The sequence below is a fragment of the Streptomyces sp. NBC_00775 genome (assembly GCF_036347135.1).
GTDB lineage: Bacteria > Actinomycetota > Actinomycetes > Streptomycetales > Streptomycetaceae > Streptomyces > Streptomyces lutosisoli.
The window spans coordinates 5,947,666-5,963,330 of record NZ_CP108938.1 but is presented as its reverse complement, the minus strand read 5'-3'; the positions used below and the strand labels follow the sequence as shown (position 1 = coordinate 5,963,330).

12 protein-coding genes are annotated in these 15,665 nt (G+C 73.0%); 6 read left to right on the top strand and 6 right to left on the bottom strand.

Annotated elements, in window-relative coordinates; all coding sequences use genetic code 11:
* Window positions 1–163 precede the first annotated feature (163 nt).
* The 3 genes from OIC96_RS26660 to OIC96_RS26650 all read right to left on the bottom strand — a co-directional run bounded on the left by OIC96_RS26660 (window position 164) and on the right by OIC96_RS26650 (window position 5,661).
* Window positions 164–1,021 (bottom strand): DUF5707 domain-containing protein, encoded by an 858-nt coding sequence (locus OIC96_RS26660; protein WP_330305431.1) that lies wholly within the window; start codon window positions 1,019–1,021, stop codon window positions 164–166.
* Between the two features lie 153 nt (window positions 1,022–1,174).
* Window positions 1,175–4,354: a sacsin N-terminal ATP-binding-like domain-containing protein gene (locus OIC96_RS26655; RefSeq protein WP_330305432.1), complete on the bottom strand. Its 3,180-nt coding sequence runs from the start codon at window positions 4,352–4,354 to the stop codon at window positions 1,175–1,177.
* Between the two features lie 380 nt (window positions 4,355–4,734).
* Window positions 4,735–5,661, bottom strand: a complete 927-nt coding sequence (locus OIC96_RS26650) for a DUF3027 domain-containing protein (protein ID WP_330305433.1) — start codon at window positions 5,659–5,661, stop codon at window positions 4,735–4,737.
* Between the two features lie 829 nt (window positions 5,662–6,490).
* On the opposite strand from OIC96_RS26650, the gene OIC96_RS26645 reads away from it, so the two are divergent.
* The 4 genes from OIC96_RS26645 to OIC96_RS26630 all read left to right on the top strand — a co-directional run bounded on the left by OIC96_RS26645 (window position 6,491) and on the right by OIC96_RS26630 (window position 10,059).
* Window positions 6,491–7,915 carry an MFS transporter gene (locus tag OIC96_RS26645; RefSeq protein WP_330305434.1) on the top strand — a complete coding sequence of 475 codons (1,425 nt, stop codon included), beginning with the start codon at window positions 6,491–6,493 and terminating at the stop codon, window positions 7,913–7,915.
* Between the two features lie 83 nt (window positions 7,916–7,998).
* Window positions 7,999–8,496 carry a DUF2771 domain-containing protein gene (locus OIC96_RS26640; RefSeq protein ID WP_330305435.1) on the top strand — a complete coding sequence of 166 codons (498 nt, stop codon included), beginning with the start codon at window positions 7,999–8,001 and terminating at the stop codon, window positions 8,494–8,496.
* Complete coding sequence (locus OIC96_RS26635; RefSeq protein WP_330305436.1) at window positions 8,466–9,221, top strand: futalosine hydrolase; 756 nt, start codon at window positions 8,466–8,468, stop codon at window positions 9,219–9,221. The genes OIC96_RS26640 and OIC96_RS26635 overlap by 31 nt, the downstream gene beginning before the upstream one ends.
* The gene (locus OIC96_RS26630; protein ID WP_330305437.1) at window positions 9,205–10,059 is read left to right on the top strand and encodes a 1,4-dihydroxy-6-naphthoate synthase; all 855 of its coding nucleotides are present in this window, start codon (window positions 9,205–9,207) and stop codon (window positions 10,057–10,059) included. The genes OIC96_RS26635 and OIC96_RS26630 overlap by 17 nt, the downstream gene beginning before the upstream one ends.
* Window positions 10,060–10,084: 25 nt before the next feature.
* Here OIC96_RS26630 and OIC96_RS26625 read toward each other — a convergent pair whose 3' ends face one another.
* The gene (locus tag OIC96_RS26625; protein WP_327429679.1) at window positions 10,085–10,468 is read right to left on the bottom strand and encodes a cold-shock protein; all 384 of its coding nucleotides are present in this window, start codon (window positions 10,466–10,468) and stop codon (window positions 10,085–10,087) included.
* A 195-nt stretch (window positions 10,469–10,663) separates the two neighbouring features.
* Here OIC96_RS26625 and OIC96_RS26620 point away from each other — a divergent pair, with 195 nt between their 5' ends.
* Window positions 10,664–10,915 carry a hypothetical protein gene (locus OIC96_RS26620; RefSeq protein WP_327429680.1) on the top strand — a complete coding sequence of 84 codons (252 nt, stop codon included), beginning with the start codon at window positions 10,664–10,666 and terminating at the stop codon, window positions 10,913–10,915.
* Window positions 10,916–10,955: 40 nt separating this feature from the next.
* On the opposite strand, the gene OIC96_RS26615 is transcribed toward OIC96_RS26620, so the two are convergent.
* Together OIC96_RS26615 and OIC96_RS26610 are read right to left on the bottom strand one after the other, a co-directional pair.
* Window positions 10,956–11,576 carry an HAD family hydrolase gene (locus tag OIC96_RS26615; protein WP_330305438.1) on the bottom strand — a complete coding sequence of 207 codons (621 nt, stop codon included), beginning with the start codon at window positions 11,574–11,576 and terminating at the stop codon, window positions 10,956–10,958.
* A 41-nt stretch (window positions 11,577–11,617) separates the two neighbouring features.
* Window positions 11,618–12,601, bottom strand: coding sequence for a hypothetical protein (locus tag OIC96_RS26610; RefSeq protein ID WP_330305439.1), 984 nt, complete (start codon window positions 12,599–12,601; stop codon window positions 11,618–11,620).
* 428 nt (window positions 12,602–13,029) lie between these two features.
* Between OIC96_RS26610 and OIC96_RS26605 the strand changes: the two genes are divergently transcribed.
* Entirely contained in the window at window positions 13,030–15,573 is a 2,544-nt protein-coding gene (locus tag OIC96_RS26605; protein WP_330305440.1) for a helicase C-terminal domain-containing protein, read from the top strand.
* Window positions 15,574–15,665: the final 92 nt, after the last annotated feature.

The following is a 15,665-nucleotide window of genomic DNA, read 5'->3' as shown; positions in this document are numbered from 1 at the left end:
CGGGGCCCAAGTGATGGTGGAGTCTGTTGACTCAGGTGATCAGATCTGTGACGCGAGTGATTGGTTGTACAGGATTTGAAGACTTTGTGAGCGGATTACCAAACTCACAGCAAGCGGCGCCCGGGGCTCCCCCGGCGCCGCTTGCCCTGGCCATCGGCCGCGACTACTGCACGTCGACGTAGTCACCCGTGGCCTTGATGGCCGGGGTGGTCGAGGTGCCCACGAAGCTGTAGCGGAAGTAGCCGTCCACGGAGGCCGTGGTGGTCGTCTTCAGGTTGCCCGTGCTGTCCGTCTTGATGGTCTTGACGGTGGTGTAGGTGTCGCTGCCCTTCTTGCGGAACTGCAGCTGCACCGACTGGCCGGTGTAGCCGTGGTACGCGAAGTCCTCCCAGTTGGCGCGGGACAGCTTGCCCGTGACCGTGATGGTCTTGCCCTTCTTCACCGGCTCCGGCGAGGCGTTGACCGTCAGCTTGGAGGCGCGCTGGACACGGTGGGTGTCGAAGTAGTCGTTCGCGTAGATGCTGCCGTCATTGGCGAGCGCGGCCGCCGTGACGTGCCACGTGCCCGCGAGGGCGTTCATGTACAGGTCGAGCTGCGGGTCGACCGTGATGGTCAGCTTGCAGGTGGACGTGGTGGCGCTGGTGGCGGTGCAGGTCGCGGCGTCCTCGTTCGGGCCCAGGTAGCCGTCGACGTTGTCCAGGTCGGAACCGTGCCACAGGTCGATGTAGGCGTCCGCGATGCCGGAGGCGTGCGTGGCGGTCAGCGAGACGTTGATCGTCTTGGCCACCGTCGTGCCCAGGACGATGTCCTTGCCGGCGTTGACGGTGACGTTCGAGACCGCCGGGTCGGCGGCCGCGGTCGTCGCGGAGAACGCCGTCTTCGCGTGCGCGCCGAAGACGGACGCGGCGGCCGGCTTGTTCAGGGACGGAGCATCGGCGGCCTGAGCCGTCGGCAGGGCGAGAGCGGTGAGAGCCAGGGCGCCGGTGAGAGTCGCGGCGGCCGCGGTGGCACGTATGCGCATGTTGTTACCCCGTGAGGAGAGGGGGCACCACGAGTCGTCGTAGTCGCCGCGGTGCCCAACCGATCTAGGAGTCTGGTGACTCAGGTGAACAGACATGCGTCTGGAGTGAATGGTTGTACGAGAAGTGAAGAAAATTCAACCAACCCGTGAAGGTCAGTCGAACCAGCGGTCGCGAGCCAACTCCTCGGTGCGGGACGGGTCTTCGAGGAGCGCCGCGACCTCGAAGCGGCGCGGCCACTGCCCGGCCGCCCAGGCGAGCCCGGCGGCGACGCCCTCCAAGGTGGAGGCGTGCAGGACGCCGTCCCGCGTACGCCGCCAGTCCAACTCGGTGCCGTCGACGACGAGTTCGTCGTGCTCGACGTACGAGGTGGGCGTCGAGGGTCCGAGCAGGACCCTCACAGACTCCGGGACATCGTGCTCGGCGCCCTCGGAGGTCACTTCCCCCGTCACCGACTCGCTCAGCCGCCGCACCTGGAACAGCTCGGCGAGATCGGCGGCGCGCGACGGCCGTACGGGAAGCAGCGGCATCCCGCCGGTGAAGGGCAGCAGGTCGGGCGAGTCCACGACCACGGCGTCGGCCGCGTCCACCACGCGCACCTCGCCGTCGACGACGGCCCGCAGCTCGTCCGGCAGGGTCACCTGCTCGGGGTCGAGATCGGCCAGGAAGCCGTAGAGGGAGTGCAGTTGGGCGCCGGAGACCTCGCGGTCGGGATCGGCGAGCCGGTCGAGCAGCTCGGCGGCGCCCCCGGGCTCGTCCAGGAGGGCGGCCACGGACGTCCGCACCCCCAGCGCCCGCAGCACCTGCTCGTCGTCGAAGCCGGTGGCGTCGGCGGCGTCGTACAGACCGTGCAGGAGCGGATCGCTGCCCTCCGCCCGCAGTCCGGCCGGGCGGCGCCCGTCGAGGACGGGATGCCCGCGCAGCCACCAGGCCGCGTAAGGCCGGACGATCTCGTGCGTGCCGTCCGGCAGCAGGATGCGCACCGGCTGGGTCAGCGCGTCCCGCAACGGCGGCCGGGACAGCAGGGCGAGGGCCTGCGGCCACCGCTCGTCGTCCACCAGGTCCAGATCCCGTACGGCGACGATCTCGGTGGCGACCGGCGGCACCGGCGCGTCCGGCAGCCGGTCCAGGACGTCCTCGCACCACACGTCGATGGCGTCAAGGAGGCCCGCGTCATCAGGCTCGGCGTAGTCGGAGTCGCGCGGCTCCAGCTCGTCCGGGTCGAGGACGAGGTCGGTGGCGCGTACGAGGGCGAAGTTGGCGAGCACGCCACAGGCGGCGAGCGGCTGCTCACCCCAGCGCTCGGCCAGCTCACCGTCCACGAAGGCCAGTTCGTCCTCACGCATGACCTGGGCGAACGGGCTGCCGGGCAGCACGAGTTCACCCGCGGGCGCGAGTTCCCCTTCCTCGTCCGGGAGGGCGAGGGCGCCGAGCCAGGGCTCGTCGCCGGGTTCGAGACCGGCGTCGCGGACGAGCGCGAGAACGGTGTCCGCCAGCTCCTCCGCGTCCAGGGCGTCCTCGTCCCAGGCCCCGCCCTCGTCGTCGAGCGAGGCGGCGACAGCGGCGCGCACCTGCGGGGTGGTGAGCACGGCGCGGGGCGTGGCCGGGAGGGCGCCCAGCTTCTCCAGGAGCGGGTGGGCGGCGTCCGGGTGGGCGACCTTGAGTCCGAGCCGGGCGAGGCTGTCGGAGGTGGCGGCCCAGGTGTCGTCGGGGGTGGGCCCGTCCGGGAGCGGCAGCAGGACCTGCCGGGGGCCGATGGTCGTACGCCCGTCGGCGAGCGGCACCGGCAGCCCGGAGAGCCGGTCGGGGTCGACCCCGGCGAGGCTGTCGTACAGCCTGCGCCACCAGCCCGGATCCTTCTCCAGTCCGGCCAGCCGGTCGACGGCCTCGGTGAGCGGGACACGGGCGACACCCAGCGTCCGCAGCTCCACCCGGCGTTCGAGCCCGGCGGGCAGCAGGCTGGGCAGCACCTCGGCGAGGACGTGGACGGTCTCGGCGCCCGCGCCTTCCACCACCTCGGCGTCGCGGGGCCGCAGGGCGGCCGGGTTCTCCGACACGCTGGTCTCGGGCCAGTCGTCCGGGGTGTCCGGAGCACTGACCGGCGGGGCGGCCGGCGGCAGGAAGGCGGTACGGGGCAGCCGGTCCAGGATCGCCTGGCGCAGCGTGCCGTCCAGCTCGCCCTTGCCGAGCGGGCCGGGCACGAGGTCGATGATCCCGGTGTCCACCGGGCGCCAGGCGGCGAGCAGTTCGGCGTACGCGTCCGCCGCGCGCTCCACGAGGAAATCGGTGAGCGGCCCGGGGGCGGCATGCCGCCGGGTGGTGTCGAGCGGGAGCGAGGCGATGAGGAGGGCGGGGACGCCGAGAGGCTCGTCGCTGGGGGTGGGCGCGTGCACGACCGGGCTGGTGCGGGGGCGGGCGGGCGCGCCGTCGGCATCCACCGGGACGGCCCAGGTGACGGACCAGTGCGGGCGCAGCCGCTCCTCGACCGGGCGGTCGGCGAGGAGGGCGGGGTCGAGCGGGCCGTGGTGGGATGCGACGCGGTAGCGGGTGCTGCCGTCACGGGAGTCCTCGACGGTGACGCCGTCCTCGTGGGCGCGCCGCAGCAGCGTACGCACCTCGCCGTCGCTGTGACCGACCTCGACCACGACTTCGTCGAGGCCGGGGAGGGCGAGCAGGAGAGCGTCGTCGATGTTCCGCAGCAGCCGCTCGGTGAGATCCTGGGCCGCGGGGTCCCGCAGCGGCAGAATGACAACGGTGTCGTACGACTCCGGGGCGGTGCCCTCGGCGGCGAACGGCAGCCGGAGCAGCGGCACATGGCCGTCGCGACGGCGGATCTCGTCACCGAGACCGGGGCTGTGCCGGGCGGTGTCACCGGCCAGTTCACGGGCCTCGGCGAGGGACCAGCGGACACCGCCGTGGCGGCCGACCACGGCGGGCTCGTCGGTCACCGCGAGGACGGCGGCGAAGCCGACGCCGAAGCGGCCGACGGCGGTGTCGTGGGCGTCGCGCTTGGCGGAGGCGCGGAGTGTGGAGAGCGACTCGACGCCGGTCGCGTCGAGAGGGGCGCCGGTGTTGGCCGCGGCGAGCACACCGTCGCGGAGGGTGAGCCGGAGCCGGCCGGGAACGCCGGCCCTGGCCGCCGCATCGGCGGCATTCTGGGCGAGCTCGACCACGAGCCGGTCCCGGTACCCGCCGAGGACCAGGTCCTCCTCGGCGTTGGCGTCCTCGCGGAACCGGGCCGGGCTGGTAGCCCAGGCGTCCAGCACGCCGCGTCGCAGGCGGGCCGTCCCGAACGGGTCCGCGCCCTCGGCTGCCGGCCGCACGAACTTGCTCACGGTTCACTCTCCCTCTCGCCTGGCGCGACCGCGAGTGCAGCGCTCGGTCGCGGCATGAAGGTACCGCGCGCCGGGCCCACTTCCACCCGGGGCTCCGCCCCGTCGGCTCCGTGGGGGGTGGGTTCGTCGACTGCGGGTGGGTGGGGGCTGGTCCAAAAGATTGCGCAGTTCCCCGCGCCCCTGAAGAGCGGGGCTTCGCCCCGCATCCCCCCGCCCGCCCCGGGTCTTTCAGGGGCGCGGGGAACTGCGCGAGCAACCCCCACCGCCCCGCAGACGCATTCAGGGGCGCGGGGAACTGCGCAATCTTTTAGGGGGGTCTGGGGGCGCAGCCCCCAGGGATGGGACGGGTAGGGGCGGCGGGGGCGAGAGAACCCTGCCGGTTACGAGTGGCCCAGCTCCGCCGAGGTTTCGTCCGTCGTGATCGAGACCGAACCGGAATCGGGGGACGGCCGGAGGGGGAAGGGGTCCACGCGGGTTTCGTCGATCACCGGCGGAGCCGGGCGCGGCGGCTTCGGCATGACGGCGGCCTCGGAGTGCCCGCCACAGCCGTACGAAAGGGACACGACATGCCCATCGGCGGGCGAGAACTCATTGGCACAGACACCGAACGCCTGTCCGAGCGAGCCCCCGATGGGGTTCAGGAAGCCACAGCTGACGCACGACGCGGGCGCGGCCTGCGCCATCGCCGTCTTCGGCCCGTACCCCTCCTCCCACCGATCGGCCGCCACATGCAGCCCGTACCGGGACAGGACCCGCGCACGACGCAGCCCCAGCTCCTCGGCCACCGCCGCGATCGAACCCCGGCGCGGCGCGACCGGAAGCGTCGCGGGCGCCCCGCCCGTCACCTCCGCGTCCTCCGCCTCCACCAGCTCGGCCATCTCCTCCGAGACGGGCGAGTTCGGCGGCGGCTCGTCCTCGCCGGTGAAACCGGGTTCGAGGCGGAGATCCTCGGCGTCCGTGGGCAGCAGGTCCCCCGGGCCCATGTCACCGGGGCGGAGCCGCTCGCTCCACGGCACCCACTCGGGGGCGAGCAGCGATTCGGGGCCGGGCAGCAGCACGGTTTCGTCGAGCGTGACGGCCTTGGCCCGGGAGGCCCGGGCGACGGTCACCGCCCAGCGCCACCCCCGGTACCCCAGCTCCTCGCACTCGAAGAAGTGCGTGACTACGCGGTCCCCCTCGGAGACCAGCCCCACGTGCGCGCCGACGACGCCGGGTGCGGCGGCCTCCTCGGCGGCGGTGCGGGCGAGGTCGACTGCCTCGGCGCACAGGCGGTCGGGGGTGCGGCTTCGCGTGGTCGCTGCGCTCACAGGTATCGCTTCTCTCCTACGCCGTCTCACGGGTGCGCCATTCCACCGGCGGGGGTGCGGACGGAGCGGACCGGAGGGCCGCGTCGACGTCCGCGCCCGATCGCACTCGGGCGCACCTACGCCATCCATTCTGCGGGATGGCCGAGAGGCGCGCGGCCGAGAACAATCGCCGCATGCGCGCTACGCACGCTACCTTCTCCTGGCGCCTGGGCCCACACCGGCGGCCCTCTTCGGCGCTCCGCGCCACATTCTCCGGCGCTGCGCGCCGGTGTTTCCCGCCCACACAACCCGTCTCGGCCGGCCGCAAAATCGCCCACCAGGACACGCCGACGGCCTCCCCTGTCACGCGCCCCCGCCGCCCCTACCCGTCCCATCCTCCAGGGGCTCCGCCCCTTCGACCCCGGGGGTTGTGTGTCGAGTGCGGGTGGGTGGGGGCTGGTCGCGCAGTTCCCCGCGCCCCTTGGGTGGGTGGGGGCTGAGGTTGTTGGTCGACTGCGGGTCCGTGCGGGCTGGGCGCGCCGTTCCCCGCGCCCCTTAAGGGGCGCGAGCAACCCCCACCGGCCCGCACCCGGCGATGCACGCCCCCCCCCCCACGCGCCCGCAGCCGGCGACGCACCGAAGGGGCCGGGCCGGTACGTCCAGCCCGTCGCTTACGTGGTTGTCGCCCAGTCCCGCCATGGCAGCAGACAGCAATGCCCACCGGCGACGGGCTGGACGTACCGGCCCGGCCCCGACCCCGACGACGAACCGCACCCACCGAACCCCCCACGCGACCCCCATACGCGCGGTAACCGCACTACGCACCCCCATCTCGGGGCACTATGACGGAGTGGCAGCCGCAAGGTCGCCCCAGGGAGCAACCGGAATCGGTGGCACCAAGGGCAGCAGCCGGAGTGGCGGATCGGGCCGGATGAGCGGGTCCGTCCGCGCGGTCGGCCGTGCCCTGCACTTCCCGGTGACCGGAACGGCACGCGGCATCCGCAAGGCCACGCACGCCCACGGAGCCGGCGAGTCCGGCCTCGGCAAACTGATCGAGCTGCACGCGGTGAACGGCGCCGGCGACGTCATGATCACCGTCGCCCTCGCCTCCACGGTCTTCTTCTCCGTCCCCACCGACGAGGCCCGCGGCCGCGTCGCCCTCTACCTCGCCATCACCATGGCGCCCTTCACCCTCCTGGCCCCCGTGATCGGCCCCCTCCTCGACCGCCTCCCCCACGGCCGCCGTGCCGCGATGGCAGCCGCGATGCTCGCCCGGGCCTTCCTCGCCCTGATGCTCTCCAGCGCGGTCGTCACCGGCGGCATCGAGCTGTACCCCGCCGCACTCGGGGTACTGGTCGCCTCGAAGGCGTACGGGGTCGTACGAAGCGCTGTCGTGCCACGCCTCCTGCCACCCAAGTTCTCCCTGGTGAAGGCCAACTCCCGGGTCACCCTCGGCGGGCTGTTCGCCACCGCCGTCGCCGCGCCGATCGGGGCGGGACTCCAGATCCTCGGCCCGCGCTACCCGCTCTACGGCGCCTTCGTGATCTTCATCGCGGGCACGTTCCTGTCGTTCACGCTGCCGCACAAGGTCGACTCGGCGAAGGGCGAGGACAAGGCGCTCCTGGCCGCGGACGAGGAGCACCTGCACGGACCGCGCCAGAAGAAGGCCCCGCGCCCGGGGCTCCGTACCGTCGGCACGGCGGTCACGCACGCGCTCGGCGCCAACGCCTCCCTGCGCTGTCTCTCCGGCTTCCTGATCTTCTTCCTCGCGTTCCTGCTGCGCGAGCACCCGCTCACCGGCGAGAGCGCGGCGGTCTCGCTCGGCATAGTGGGCGTCTCGGCGGGCGCGGGCAACGCGCTCGGCACGGCGGTCGGAGCTTGGCTGAAACAGCGCGCTCCGGAGATCATCATCGTGACGGTGCTGGCGTTCGTACTGGCGACGGCGATCCTCGCCGCGCTGTTCTTCGGGGCGGCCTTCGTGGCCTGCCTCGCCGCGGTCGCCGGCTTCGCGCAGGCCCTCTCCAAGCTGTCCCTGGACGCGCTGATCCAGCGGGACGTCCCGGAACTCGTCCGTACGTCCGCCTTCGCCCGCTCCGAGACGCTGCTGCAGATGGCGTGGGTCCTCGGCGGCGGCATCGGCATCGCGCTGCCGCTCAACGGCACGCTCGGCCTGTCCGTGGCCGCCGCGATCGTCGCCACGGGCTGGCTGACGACCGTACGGGGGCTGCTCAGCGCGGCACACCACGCCGGACCCGCCCGGCAGCGGGTGGCGTGAGCGGCACGGCCACGCGGGGGCCGCGGGCGGCACGCCGTACCCCACGTGGGGAGACCACTGGACCTGCCCGATAGCCTTCGGCCATGACCTCCCTGCCCCGCGGCAGAGCCGCTAATGCACGCAGCGTTGCGCGCCGCCGTCGCGCCGTCGCCGCTGTCGGCGCCGTTTCCGCCGGACTTCTCACCCTGTCCGCCTGTGACAAGCCGACGCCGCTGGCCACGATCACGGTCGGCAAGAACTCGGTGAGCTCCGAGACCGACTGCTACAACGACGGCAAGGAGGTGTCGACCACGGACCTGGCGAAGTGCCTGAAGTCCAAGGACATCAAGTCCATCAAGGTCGACCCCGACGAGACCGTCCGGTTCGGCGTGGACCCGAAGATCGCGGACAAGGGCTGGACGATCCTGATGAACGGTCAGCCGCTGACCGACTCCAGCAATAAGACGTACCGCACGATCCCGGGCAGCGTGTTCTTCAACGCCCAGTACGGCGCCAGCGGCAACTCGACGCTCGTCTCCATCAAGGAGGGCGAGAAGACGGTCACCGGCCTGTGGTCCTTCAAGCTCAAGAAGGACTCCTGACCACGTCTTCCGTCGTACGTGTCCTGGTAGCCACCGCGGTCCCCGCCGAGCGGGACGCGGTGGCCCAGGCGTTCCCCGCCCCGCCCCGTGAGGTCCTGCTCCCCGGAGTGACACTCCACCGCTCGGGCGGTTACGACCTGCTCGCCGCCGGCGTGGGCCCCGCCCTCGCCGCCGCCTCCACCGCCACCGCGCTCACCGCGGCGGCACTCGAAGGCACCCCCTACGCCCTGGTCGTCTCCGCCGGGATCGCGGGCGGTTTCCAGCCGGACGCCGCCGTCGGGTCACTCGTCGTCGCCGACGACATCACCGTGGCGGATCTGGGCGCGGACACCGCGGACGGCTTCGTCCCGGTCACCGCGCTCGGCTTCGGGGCCGTCAGCCACCGTCCACCGGAATCACTCGTACGAGACGTCGTGGCGGCCACGGGTGGACGCGCCGGGACGGTGCTCACCGTCTCCACCGTGACCGGCACCGCCGCCCGCGCCGCCGAGCTGCGCGCACGTCACCCCCGCGCCCTCGCCGAGGCGATGGAGGGGTTCGGGGTCGCCGAGGCGGCCGTGGCTCACGGTGTGCCCGTCCTTGAGCTCCGCGCGGTCTCCAACCCCGTCGGCCCGCGCGACCGCGCCGCCTGGCGCATCGGCGACGCGCTCGCCGCACTCACCGAGGCTTTCGGGAAGCTCGCGCCCGTACTGGAGGGTTGGAACAGGCATGACCACACTCACTGAGCCCGTGCAGATCGCGTACTCGCCCTGCCCGAACGACACGTTCGTCTTCGACGCCTGGGCCCACGGCCGCGTGCCGGGCGCGCCCGCGCTCGACGTCACGTTCGCGGACATCGACATCACCAACGGCATGGCCGAGCGCGGTGAGTTCGATGTGCTGAAGGTGTCGTACGCCGTGCTGCCGTACGTCCTCGACGAGTACGCGCTGCTGCCGTGCGGGGGCGCGCTGGGGCGGGGCTGCGGCCCGCTGGTGCTCACCCGGGAGGCCGACGCGGACCTGACGGGCCGCACCGTCGCCGTGCCGAGCGAGAGGTCGACGGCGTATCTGCTCTTCCGCCTCTGGGCCGCGGACACGATTCCCGACGGCGTCGGCCAGATCATCGTCATGCCGTTCCACGAGATCATGCCGGCCGTACGGGACGGGAAGGTCGACGCGGGACTGGTCATCCACGAGGCGCGTTTCACGTACCAGAACTACGGGCTGCACAAGCTCGCCGACATGGGCGAGCACTGGGAGCGGACGACCGGGCTGCCCATCCCGCTGGGCGCGATCATCGCCAAGCGCTCGCTGGGCGACGACACGCTGAAGCTGCTCGCGGAGTCGACCCGCGCCTCGGTCCGCGCCGCGTGGGACGACCCGGAGGCCTCCCGCCCGTACGTCCTTGAGCACGCCCAGGAGATGGACCCGAAGGTCGCGGACCAGCACATCGGCCTGTACGTCAACGAGTTCACGGCAGACCTCGGCGACGACGGCTATGCCGCGATCCGGGGACTGCTCACCCGCGCGGCGGCCGAGGGGCTGGTGCCGCCCCTCGGCCCGGATGCGCTGAACTTCCCGTAAGTGCCCTGCGTTGTCTGCGGGATGTCTATACGTCGAGCTGGTCGGCGACCGCTCGCAGCAGGCCCGCGATCTTCTTGCCGGAAGCCTTCTCGGGGTAACGGCCCTTCTCCAGCATCGGCGTGATGTTTTCGAGGAGGGTCGTCAAGTCCTGGACGATGGAAGCCAGTTCGTCCGGCTTGCGGCGCTGCGCGGCCGCCACGGAGGGGGTCGGGTCCAGGATGGTCACCGAAAGCGCCTGGTCGCCGCGCTGACCGGCGACGACGCCGAACTCCACGCGCTGGCCGGGCTTGAGAGCTTCGACTCCGGCGGGCAGGACCGAGGAATGAACGAAGACGTCGCCGCCGTCGTCGCGGGAGAGAAAGCCGAAGCCCTTCTCACTGTTGAACCACTTGACCTTGCCGGTAGGCACGTCTGTCCTCGTCCTCGTACTCGTCGGAAACTGCTCTGAAAACTGCTCGGCGGTTGCAGGGGCAACTGCCCTTAAACGGCTCTGGATAGCACTACAGCGGGTCGTCGGACCCGCCGGTACCAAGGCTAATGGTCCGGCGGCTGGTGACAAGACGTCGCTGGATTGTTCCTTCGCGCTGGGAACTACCCTGGTCCGGTGCGTGACAAAACCCAAGCGAATTCCCCGGAAGCCGGTGACCGGCTGATCCGTGCCGGTGCCATCGTCTTCTTCATCGGAGCCGTGGCCACTCTGGTCACCGTGGCACCGCTGCTGCTCGGTACGACTCCTTTTCCGACATACATGTTCGGGTTGAGCATGTTCATGGGTGTCGGATTCCTGTTGGCCGGAGCCGGAGTGCTCCAGTCCATCGCGGAGGGCCGCCGCCGGGCACGCGCCGCGCGGAGCTAGCGCGGGCGGGATGCGGGCGGGATGCGGTCTGGCAGTCGGGTCAGCTGTAGCTCTCCAGCCACGCCGGGAACTCCGTGAGATCGGCGAGGACGACGTCGGCGCCCGCCGCGCGCAGCTCGTCGGCGTCGCACGGGCCGGTGGCCACGGCGACGGCGTACGCGCCCGCCGTGTGCGCGCCGCGTACGTCTCCGGTGTGGTCGCCGACGTACACGCTCGCGCCGTGCTCGCGCAGCGCCTCCGCCTTCTGCTCGGCCCACAGGTTGCCGACGACCTCGTCCGCGTCGATCCGCAGATGTTCCAGGTGCAGCTTGGCGTTGGGCTCCCACTTCGCGGTGACGACGACGGCCCGCCCGCCCGTCGCGTGCACGGCCGCGACGGCCTCGCGGGCGCCGGGCATCGCGAGTGTGCCGGTGATGGCGTGTGTGGGGTACATCTCACGGTAGAGATCCGCGACCGCCGCGACCTCGTCCGCCGGGAACCAGTTGACGAGCTCGTCCGCCAGCGGCGGCCCGAGCCGCGTGACCGCCAGATCGCAGTCGATGTACGTCCCCGTACGCGCGGAAAGTGCCTGATAGCAGGCGCGGATCCCGGGGCGGGAGTCGATCAGGGTCATGTCGAGGTCGAAGCCGACGGTCAGCGCGCGGGAAGTCATATGAGCCATTGTGCCCAGGCCGGAGCCGAGGGAGCCCACGGCCCGAGGGGTCAGCGTCGGCGCTGTGAGCGCCACACCAGGTACAGGGCGGAGGCCACGGCCGCGCCGCGGACGACCCAGGGCCAGGTCTCGGTGACCGCGTCGTTCATGTGTCCCTCGGCGATGGGGGCGCCCCAGCGGCCGTTCGTACGGCCCCACAGCCAGACGATGCCGGCCGTGGCGGCCAGGCCGGGCAGCACCAGGACCGCCCACTTCGACTCGGCGGGGGTCAGCCGGCGCGAGGCGTAGGCGATGAGCCAGCCGAGGCCCAGGGCGAACCAGTTGCCGAGGGCGGCGCCCGCGACGAGGAGGGCGGCGGCGAGCAGGAGGAGGGGGTTGCTCCAGCCGCTGAGGCTCGGCAGGCGGCGGCGACGCGCCGACTTCTCCTCCACAGCCTCCAGCTCGCCGTCCGGACCCGCTTCCGCCGGCTTCGGTTCCTCGGCGGGCTTCTCCCCGGGCTTCTCCTCGGGCGGCGGCTTGAGCAGCTCGGGGATCTCCACGCCTCCGACGAACCCCGGCACGCTGTCCCCGAGCCCGAACGGGCTGCTGTCCACGCGCCACCAGTCCGGCTGGGTGGCGCTGTCACCCAGCTCCTGCGCGCTCGCGAGGTGCGGCGGGGAGGGGGCGTCGGCGTTCTCGGTGGGTTCCGGTTCCGCGGGGCGCGGCCTCGGGACGACGCGACGCAGGCCCTTGGGACGGGTTTCCGGTTCGGCGGCGCGCTGGGTGGGGACGGCGGCCCACGGCTGCGTCCCGGGCGCGGCGTCGTCGCCGCGGCCGGCTGCCGTGACGATCTCGTCGGGGGTGCCGAGGCGGGCGAGGATGCGGCGGACGGCGGCGGGGCTGTCGACGGGTGTCTTCGCCCTGCGGCGGTCGATCTCGTTCCGCAGCTCCGACACCAGCCGCATCCGCGTCGCGGACGGCAGCTGCCGCTGCTGAGCCAGGTCTCCGACCCGGCTCAGGTAGTCGAAGACAAGCTGGTCACTCTCAATCCCCACGAAGTCCCCTCCGGGGCGGGCACGTTGAATACCCCGTGCCGACGAAGGTACCGGGTTTCCCCTCGCCCCCGCCGCCCCTACCCGTCCCATCCGTTCCTGGGGGCTGCGCCCCCAGACCCCCCTAAAAGATTGCGCAGTTCCCCGCGCCCCTTGAAGACCGGGTGGTTCGTCGGGTGCGGGTGGGTGGGGGTTGCTCGCGCAGTTCCCCGCGCCCCTGAAAGACCCGGGGCGGGCGGGGGAATGCGGGGCGAAGCCCCGCTCTTCAGGGGCGCGGGGAACTGCGCAATCTTTTGCACCAGCCCCCACCCACCCGCAGCCGAAACACAACCCCACGGGGTCGAAGGGGCGGAGCCCCTGGGGATGGGACGGGTAGGGGCGGCGGGGGCGAAGGACTCCCCCCGCGCAACCCAACCGCTACCGTTGACAGGATGAGCACCGAGACCGCTCCGCGTTCCCTGGCGGAAGCCCTCCGCACGCGGGACGACACCTCACTGTCCACGCTCCTCAGGTCGCGCCCGGACCTGATCACCCCCGTCCCCACAGACCTCACCCAGCTCGCCACCCGCGCCGGCACCCGCGCCTCGGTAGTCCGCGCCCTGGAACGCCTGGACCGCTTCGCCCTGCAGACGGCGGAAGCCCTGGCCGTGGCGGCGGACCCGGCGACGTACGACGAGCTCATGAGCCTGATGGCCGGCGACGACCGCGACCCGGCGGTCATGGCGGCGTTCCCGCGCGCCCTCGGGACGCTCCGCGAGCAGGCCCTGGCCTGGGGCCCCGACGACCGCCTCCGCCTCGTACGGACGGCGCGGGAGCTGCTCGCGCCGTCCCCGCAGCACCCGTCCCCGACCGGTCTGGGCCCGACGGTCGCCGAAGCCACGGCGGGGATGTCTCCGGGCCGTATCCAGGAGATCGTGGCGGCGGCCGGGCTGCCCACCACCCACGACTCCGTGTCGGCCGTCGCGTCGCTCACCGGCCTGTTCACGGACCGGGCGCGGATGTCGGCGCTGCTCGACGACGCGCCCGCCGAGTCGGTGGACGTGCTGTCGCGGCTGGTGTGGGGGCCGCCGTACGGCCAGGTGACGGCCGACCCGGCGCGGCATCTGCGCTGGCTGATCGACCGCGGGCTGCTGCTGCCGACCGCGCCCGGCACGGTCGTACTGCCCCGGGAGGTCGCCCTGCATCTGCGGGCGGGCCGCGCGCACCGGGCGGCGGAGCCGGTGGCGCCGGCGGTCGAGGCCGCACGGACCCACCGTCCACAGGTTGTGGACGCCGCGGCGGCCGGCCAGGCGTACACGGCGCTGGCGACCATCGAGGAACTGCTCAAGGACTGGCACGAGGGCGGTCCGGCGGTGCTGCGCGCGGGCGGGCTGAGCGTGCGGGACCTGAAGCGGACGGCGGTGGCACTGGACCTGTCGGAGCCGATCGCCGCGTTCTGGGTCGAGCTCGCCTACGCGGCGGGGCTGTTGGCCTCGGACGGCGAGGCCGACGAACGGTACGCGGCGACGCCCGGGTACGACGAGTGGCTGGAGCTGCCCGCCGCCGGGCGCTGGGCGCGGCTCGCCTCGGCGTGGCTGGCGGCGACGCGGACGGCGGGGCTGGTCGGCGCGCGGGACGCGAAGGACCGTACGCTCTCGGCGCTCGGGCCCGGCCTGGACCGCTCCGCCGCCCCCGAGGTCCGCCACCGTGTACTGACCCTCCTCGCCGCGCTCCCCGAGGGCGCCTCCCCCACCGCGGACTCCGTCCTCGCCCGTCTGCACTGGGAGCGCCCCCTGCGGGGCGACCGGTCCGCCTCGGACGACCTGCGCACCCGGCTGGCCCGCTGGACCCTGTCCGAGGCGGAGCTGCTGGGGATCACGGGCCGGGGGGCGCTGTCGGCGCAGGGGCGGGCCCTGCTGGGGTTCCCGTCGCCGTCCGCCCTGGAGGGTGAGCCCACCGGCCCCACCGGCCCCGGCGACAAGCTGCCCGCCCACAAGCGGCACCACGCCCTCCCCGAGGCCGCGCACTCCCCCGCCGAACAGGCCGCGGCCGCCACCCGGGCCGCCCGGCTGCTCGCCCCCCTCCTCCCGGAGCCGCTGGACCACGTCCTCCTCCAGGCGGACCTGACCGCGGTCGCGCCGGGCCCCCTGGAGCGCCCCCTGGCGGACACGCTGGGCGTCCTCGCGGACGTGGAGTCGAAGGGCGGCGCGACGGTCTACCGCTTCACTCCCGCCTCGGTACGCCGCGCGCTGGACGCGGGCCGCTCGGCGTCGGACCTGCACGCGTTCCTCGCCGCCCACTCCCGCACACCGGTCCCGCAGCCGCTCGCGTATCTCATCGACGACGTGGCGCGCAGGCACGGCCATCTGCGGATCGGCGCGGCGTCGGCGTACGTCCGCTGCGACGACGACGCGCTGCTGAACGAGATCCTCGCCGACAAGCGCTCGCAGGGTCTGCGGCTGCGCCGCCTGGCGCCCACCGTCCTGGCCTCCCAGGCCGACCCCTCGGCCCTCCTCGAAGGCCTCCGCTCGATGGGCTTCGCGCCCGCCGCCGAGTCCGCCGAGGGCGATGTCCTGATCACCCGCGCGCACGCCCACCGCACCCCGCCGCGCACCGCCCCCGAGCCCGTCCCGGAGGGCCCCCCGGTTCCCGACGCCACTCTCCTCGGCGCCGCGATCCGCGCCATCCGCGCCGGCGACCTGGCCTCCACGACCCCCCGCAAGCAGGACGCGGCCACCGATCACCCCGGCAACGGCGAGCTCCCCCGCACCAGCTCCGCCGAGACCCTCGCCACCATGCAGGCCGCCGTCCTCACCGGCGAATCCCTCTGGATCGGCTACGTCAACGCCGAGGGCGCCGCCACCCAGCGCGTCATCGCCCCGATCCGCGTCGAGGGCGGCTTCGTCACGGCGTACGACCACACGGCGGACGAAGTCCGCACGTATCCGCTGCACCGGGTGACGGGGGTCGCGGAGCTGGCGGACGACCAGGCCTGAACCGGACCCGGACCGCCGAGGACGCCTACGCCGACGTCCTCTACGCGTGGTGGAGGACACAGCCCCTGGGGTTCTGAGCCGGATGGGGCACA